This is a genomic window from Candidatus Dependentiae bacterium (genome assembly GCA_026389015.1).
Lineage (GTDB): Bacteria > Babelota > Babeliae > Babelales > Vermiphilaceae > JAPLIR01.
Window position 1 is genome coordinate 60,864 of sequence record JAPLIR010000020.1, and the last position, 6,681, is coordinate 67,544.

At 39.7% G+C, this 6,681-nt stretch carries 6 protein-coding genes; 1 reads left to right on the forward strand and 5 read right to left on the reverse strand.

Features of this window, described 5'->3' with window-relative positions:
* Nucleotides 1–18: 18 nt before the first annotated feature.
* Nucleotides 19–783 carry a hypothetical protein gene (locus NTX86_03570; protein ID MCX5922382.1) on the forward strand — a complete coding sequence of 255 codons (765 nt, stop codon included), beginning with the start codon at nt 19–21 and terminating at the stop codon, nt 781–783.
* On the opposite strand, the gene pth is transcribed toward NTX86_03570, so the two are convergent.
* The 5 genes from pth to NTX86_03595 all read right to left on the reverse strand — a co-directional run bounded on the left by pth (nt 776) and on the right by NTX86_03595 (nt 6,391).
* Entirely contained in the window at nt 776–1,315 is a 540-nt protein-coding gene (gene pth, locus NTX86_03575) for an aminoacyl-tRNA hydrolase (protein ID MCX5922383.1), read from the reverse strand. The genes NTX86_03570 and pth overlap by 8 nt on opposite strands.
* A gap of 23 nt (nt 1,316–1,338) precedes the next feature.
* On the reverse strand, nt 1,339–1,845 hold the full coding sequence (locus NTX86_03580) for a protease inhibitor I42 family protein (GenBank protein MCX5922384.1): 507 nt from the start codon (nt 1,843–1,845) through the stop codon (nt 1,339–1,341).
* A gap of 13 nt (nt 1,846–1,858) precedes the next feature.
* Nucleotides 1,859–2,767 (reverse strand): ribose-phosphate pyrophosphokinase, encoded by a 909-nt coding sequence (locus NTX86_03585; protein ID MCX5922385.1) that lies wholly within the window; start codon nt 2,765–2,767, stop codon nt 1,859–1,861.
* Nucleotides 2,768–2,886: 119 nt separating this feature from the next.
* A complete protein-coding gene (locus tag NTX86_03590; protein ID MCX5922386.1) occupies nt 2,887–3,564 on the reverse strand; it encodes an OmpH family outer membrane protein in 678 nt (225 codons plus the stop codon).
* Nucleotides 3,565–3,724: 160 nt separating this feature from the next.
* Nucleotides 3,725–6,391 carry an HAD-IC family P-type ATPase gene (locus tag NTX86_03595; GenBank protein MCX5922387.1) on the reverse strand — a complete coding sequence of 889 codons (2,667 nt, stop codon included), beginning with the start codon at nt 6,389–6,391 and terminating at the stop codon, nt 3,725–3,727.
* Nucleotides 6,392–6,681: the final 290 nt, after the last annotated feature.

Here is a 6,681-nt window from a genome sequence, read left to right on the forward strand (position 1 = left end):
CTATTAAAAAGGAACTTAATGTCCAAGCTCAATTCATATATAACGCATACACTATGCATATTTTTTTTCACCTTTCAAGTTTACGCTGATCTGCATCAAAACCCTGCCACCTTTATTTTAATGATCCCGCTTTACAACGAAACAAATATAGAACGCCAACAAGAATATAAAACCTGCCTCGAGCGCAATTTACATCACCCTGCGATCAGCACTATCCATGTATTATATGATCGCGCTAAAGATGATGATCAATGCGCTTTCCTTGCCTACTTAAAAAAACAACCTATTACGATTTCTTATATTGATGGTCGTCCAACGTTCGCTTATTGTTTTGACCTAGTCAACCAACAATACCCAGAACGCAAAATTGTGCTCAGTAACGCCGACATTTATTTTAACGAGACACTGGATGCACTTGAAAACTATGATTTAAGCAATAGATTTCTCGTGCTTACCCGTTGGGATGCAAAATCAGATGGCTCTCTGAAGATTTTTGAACAGTATAAGCGCGATGGAAGTTTTGATGCCACCATGTCATATTTATCACACGATGTATGGATATTTAAAACACCATTACGCACATTCCCTGATGCGCATATACAAATGGGCACCTGGGCTTGTGATGGTTATATTGCCTACCAAGCTTTGTTAGCAGGATTGAAAGTAATCAACCCATGCTTGAGTATTCAAGGCTGTCATCTTCATAATTCTGGCCTTCGCCATTGGATTGCGCAAAGCACTCCTGGTCGTAAGGCGCTTATTGTTGATTGGTGTACTATTTAATGTTTTGCTGAATCATTTCAACAGATTGACCGATCAAGCGCTCAACTTCGGCACGATCTTCAGTGAAATTTTGTAGCACGTAATCGGAAACATCTTCGCGATTTTCGGGTCGACCGATGCCGAATCGCAAGCGGGCAAAGCCGTCGCCACAAGAAGCAATAATAGATTTAAGGCCATTGTGCCCTTTGTGACTGCCGCCAACTTTAAATTTCAGCTGACCGAACGACAACTCTAATTCATCGTGCACAACGAGAATATTTTCTGGTTTAATGCCTTGCTTAGCTAAATAAGAAATGACTTTACCAGAGTTGTTCATGAACGTCTGTGGTTTAATCAGCAGTATTTTTGCACCATTCAACATAATGTCGGCAATTTCCATGTGCTCCTTAGTACGCCAAGAACCACCATGGGCTTCAGCTAAAGCATCAAGAACGAGAAAGCCAATGTTATGTCTGTTGTAGTGATACTGCCTGCCTGGATTACCCAAGCCAATAATTGTGGAAATAGATCCGATGGAAATAGTATTTTGCATGCTCATTCTTTATAATCGCTTGTTTATTTTTTTGTTTTTTTACTCATATTTCTCTGTGCTGTTTTTTTTGCAGATTTCAGCTTTTTTTCGTCAATTTTAAGCGCTTTTGCCAGTTCAGTATCGTAGGCAGCAGCATCAACATTAACACATGACTTTTCCTCTTTGGCATCACCAATAGTGATCGTATACTCACGAACTTTAGCTGGCTCTACACCTTCCCAAGGTCGAGAATATGAAATAGTTATCGACGCTGTTCCATTTTTTAATGCCTTAAAAGTAAAAACGTCTTTGCCACCTGCGCCGGGCGTCTGAGCAGCTTGCACAGTAGTTTTATAAGTCTTATCAAGTTCTTGTAATAGACTATCATCTGATATTTTAGCACGCCAACCATAGCCGGTACTCGGATTACTATCCAAGGTAATTTCAAACTCTTGGCCAGGAGTTACTTGCATAGTTTCTTGTTGCGCATCCTCAGCAATTACTACGGTTCCCGCACAAAGCAAACTCAATGTTAGCATAATATTTTTCATACATAGTCCTTTTTTATTTGATGTTTTTTAGCGTATCAATAATCAAACTACTTATATCAAACTGTTTAATTTTCGGCGATGTTTTTTGTAGCGATATAGTGTTGGCAACGTAGACTGCCGTAAAGTGACTTTTCTCAAGTAGGTCAATAGCAGTGCCCGAAAGTACCGGGTGCACAAAATAGCCATAAATAGTTGAAAATCCTTGTTCGCGTAACGCATCGCACACATGCAACGCCGTGCCACCAGTATCAATCATATCATCAATAATAATTGCTGTTGTTCCAACACAATCGCCTGACCTGGCACCAATGCGTGTTTGGTCGGCAGCGTAACGTTCTTTGGCAAAAACAATATGCCCAACCTTTAAGCTATCGGCAACTGCTAGTGCACGGTCTTGCGCTCCATGGTCCGGCGCAACAATGCACGTTTCATTCAACACAATATCCTGCTGCTCGATATGCTCAATGAGTAACGGTACAACTGAAACAGAATGTACTGGAATAGAAAAAAAGGTTGCTACAAGTGGCGCATGCAATTCGACAACCACGAGTTCATCAACCCCCGCCGCTTCTATCATGCGCGCTACGAGTTCTGCTGCCCCTTTGCCACCAGGAATAATGCTTTTATCCTGCCGCGCATACCCAAAATAGGGCACAACACCAACAATACGCGCAGCGCCAGCATTTTTTACCGCATGCACTAACAACAGAAATTGCATAAGATTATAATGTGTTGGAGGATTGGTCGATTGCACAATGAACACGGTTGCGCCACGCAGAAGTGTGTAATCAGCAAAAGTAACCTCGATATCACCGTCGGCAAACTGTGTAATCTCAGGAACAATAAGTTGTTTACCAAAACCTTGAGCTATTTTTTGAGCCAACTCGAAGTGGCTTTGCGGCGCTACAATAACACTGTTCATGAATGACCCTTATGTATTTTTGTTCAATGTAGCATGAATAGGTACATTATTTGCAACAAAAATGGCTGGCGATTTTTATATTCGCCAGCCATTTTTAATTTCTAAAAAGCAGCTCTGCTTTACGCAGCAGCTGGAGCTTTTTTATTTGATACAACAGTCAACACGCTTGATGCTGTCTTGTCGTTACGAGCAAGCTTGCTTGAATAATGCTTGTTCATTTCTTTTACCACTTGAGCGGTAATATCAGCTTTACCTGAACTATAGACTATTTGACCGCTGTTCTTATCAACAACCAAGTCTAAACCTTCTTTTTTAGCTAATTGCTCAACCGATGAGCTCAAGCCTTCGATCATGATGCCCGTACCTTGTTGGATAACGAGCTTCATTTCGCCTTCGCTATTTTCCAAAGTATCTTTGTAGTCACGTTCCATTTTAACAAGTTCTTGTTTTTTCTTAGCAAGTGCAGCTTCATTCATCGTCGAAGCTTGTGATTTTAATTTAGTCATTGCATCTTCGTATGCTTTGCCCTTAGCTTCAATGTCTTGCGCTAATTGTTGACGTCTTGGTTCAACTTTCTTAGCAAAATCTTGACCTTCTTCTGAAGCTTGCATTGCTGAAGAAACATCGACAACACGAACTTTAAGATCTGCACGAGTAACATCAACAGCAGTATTTAATTCTGCCTTAGTAGTGGTTGGCATAGCTACTTCGCCCGTCTTTGCATTGATCACAGAAACGCCACCAATAATAGCAACGCTGAGCAGTAAACCTAGACCAAATTTATTAACATTTTTCATACGTCATCCTTTCAAATAGAGATTATTTTTATTAAGAAACAATAGAATCATACCTACATAATAACAATATCTTTTTTAGGGAAATAGTCAATTCGCCTTCGCTCTTTCGAGCTATGGCGGAACAAGTCCGCAAAGGAATGCTCACAGAAATCTAAATTGTTTACGCCCGAGCAAAAAATCTTGCCACAAATTTCCTCACCTCTTCAAGCACCACGATAGAAGACGAAACCATAATAACAATGCGCCAGTCATCCAAAGACAAAGGCACTGTTTTAAAAATAGCATGCATAAATGGTGCATAGATCAACAAGAACTGTAAACAGAGCACAAAAGATGTTGAAAGCAGCAACCAACGATTACTGAACAATCCAGACTGCACAATAGATAGCTTTTCAGACCGGCAATTCCACACATTAAACCACTGAAACATCGCCATCGTCAGTAACGTCATGGTTCGCGCATACGCAAGATCGACCTTATAGTTTGCATAAAACACCAAAAGCGACCCAATGCCCATAGGAAGCGCCATGAATAGTGATTTTAAAATCATATTTCTATCCACAAGTCGCAGCTTACGAGTCAGCCAACTTTTATGTAATAAACCAGGTTCTTCCGGTTCGACAGAAAGTGCTATATTCAAAAAACCATCAGTCACTAAATTAAGCCATAAAATTTGCGCAGCGGTAATCGGCAAAGGGAGTCCCAGACTCAAAGCAAAGAGTACAATTAAAACTTCACCTAAATTAGTAGTAAAAAAATAAAGAATAACGCGTCGTAAAGCGCCAAAAATATGCCTGCCTTGCTCAATAGCTTTGACAATATTCACAAAAGAATCGTCGAGCAAAACTATATCGGAAGACTGCTTGGCAACTTCTGTACCTATTTGACCCATAGCTATGCCCAAATCAGCGGCAATCAATGATGGCACATCATTGATGCCATCGCCTGTCATTGCCACAATTTTGCCAAGTCTATGAAACATCGTGATAATTCTTAATTTGTTTTCTGGACTCACTCGAGAATAAACCGTGGTATGATCCAATGCACGTACTAATTCTTCGTCAGACAAACAATTAAATTCAGACCCATCAATTGCGCGATCGCCCTCGGTAAAAATTCCTACCTCTTTTGCTACACGCAGTGCTGTTTTTTGATGGTCACCTGTCGCCATAATAATACGTAACCCAGCCATACGTGCTTGCGTAATAACGCCTGCAACTTCTGGCCTAATAGCATCTTGTATGCCAACAACGCCAAGTATTGTTAAGTCAGTTTTTACCTGATCTTTAAAAAATATTAACTGCTTATCTGCTTGGTCTGGCATATTGTCTATAGAAAATGATTTAATTGCTACCGCTACAACACGTAACCCACTATCCAAAAACTCTGCTAAATTTTTTTGCATGATTGGTGTAATGATTGTAGACCGTTGCATAACTAACTCAGGAGATCCAATAATAAACGCAACTCCTTCGCTGTCTTTTTGATAAAAACCAACATGATACGGCGTCAATGGATCAAAGGGAATTTCATATATTTTTTTATAGCTTGTTTCAAGATCATCACGCACTAGTCCAATTTTTTGAGAAAAAACATACAAAGCTGCTTCTGTTGGATCACCCTTTATAGTGAATAAATCGCGTGCTGCATCATAATTAATCTCTGCACTATTGAGAAGCGATGCTGCAATTGCAAGCTTAGTAAGCTCTGACTGCTCTTCAAGCAACATTTTTTTACTACCTTGCATTACTGAGCCTTGCGTATGATACCCTGAACCAGAAATTTTCCAAGATGTCTGGTCGGCAAAAACATCGGTTACCACCATTTCATTGCGTGTTAATGTACCCGTCTTATCAGTAATAATAACATCAGCACGACCCAATGCTTCAACCGCCTGCATATTTTTAACAAGCACATTTTGCTTTGCCATACGATAGACACCGCCTACAAGCACCAAGGTAAAAACAACCGGTAACCCTTCAGGCACTACACAAATAAAAAGTGCCGTGACCATAACCAACAACTCTTTGAGAGGCTTTCCGGTTGCAAAACCAATGGCAAACAAACCAATGCACAATAAAAAAATGCCAATTAAAATAACATACGAAACTCTATCAAGCTCTTGTTTAAGCGGCATATCGGTTTGAATTTCTTCAGTCGATGCATGAATTTTACCAATCGCTGTCTGTGCACCCGTTGCAATAACGATGGCTCGCCCAGAACCTGCAAGAATATAGGTACCTTTGTACGCTATATTGGTACGCTCGGCCAATATAGCCTCATCTTCAACAATATCGATATTTTTTCTGACCGGCATTGATTCTCCTGTGAGAATAGCCTCATCAATATTCAGATTATTAGATTCAATAATCCGCGCATCGGCAGGAACCCGATTGCCTTCTTGCAGTAGTATAAGATCCCCAACAACAAGATCCTCATCATTAACCAACATTTTTTGGCCATCACGAATCACCACACACTGGGAGACAATAAATTGTTTTAAACTTTCAAGAATTGAACGAGTGCGTCCTTCCTGAATAGTGCCAATAATGGCATTAAACAAAAGAACACCACTAATAATAAAGGCATCAAGTTTGTCAGGCCCTGCAAAAAAAATAATAGTCGCAGCTGCCAACAAAATATAAATTAATGGATTGTAAAATTGGCTCAAAAAAACAGCTGGCCACGATTTGACGGGTGTTTCTAATAATTTATTCGGACCGTATTGCGCCAAACGTTTGTAAAATTCCTGATAAGAAAGCCCGTTATGAGCGTCGGTATTTAATTTTCTAATAAGTTGTGCGACCGTTAATTGATGCGGCTCCATGCATTAATACCTCGTAAAAATATACTCATTGAAATTTTGTAATGATGAGAATCAATGATAATCAAAAAAGGTAAGAACATCAATGAAAGCTATGGATAAGAAAATTATCGATGTGTATATAAAAAAAGAGCGGGAGACTTATAAAAATAACTTCCCTAAAAATGCTTGCGCATTTACCCCACTCCCCTTCAAAAAAAGTCTCCCGCACCCCTCATATTTCAAATATCTACTGTTAACTATAAGTAACTCCATGCGTGTATTGCAAGATTAAAAAAAATTATTAAAAAAAA

What these genes read in the sequence shown, in the direction of transcription:
- NTX86_03570 (MCX5922382.1), top strand. Translation starts at nt 19, where the DNA reads ATGTCCAAGCTCAATTCATATATAACGCATACACTATGCATATTTTTT.
- pth (MCX5922383.1), bottom strand. Translation starts at nt 1,315, where the DNA reads ATGCAAAATACTATTTCCATCGGATCTATTTCCACAATTATTGGCTTG.
- NTX86_03585 (MCX5922385.1), bottom strand. Translation starts at nt 2,767, where the DNA reads ATGAACAGTGTTATTGTAGCGCCGCAAAGCCACTTCGAGTTGGCTCAA.
- NTX86_03580 (MCX5922384.1), bottom strand. Translation starts at nt 1,845, where the DNA reads ATGAAAAATATTATGCTAACATTGAGTTTGCTTTGTGCGGGAACCGTA.
- NTX86_03595 (MCX5922387.1), bottom strand. Translation starts at nt 6,391, where the DNA reads ATGGAGCCGCATCAATTAACGGTCGCACAACTTATTAGAAAATTAAAT.
- NTX86_03590 (MCX5922386.1), bottom strand. Translation starts at nt 3,564, where the DNA reads ATGAAAAATGTTAATAAATTTGGTCTAGGTTTACTGCTCAGCGTTGCT.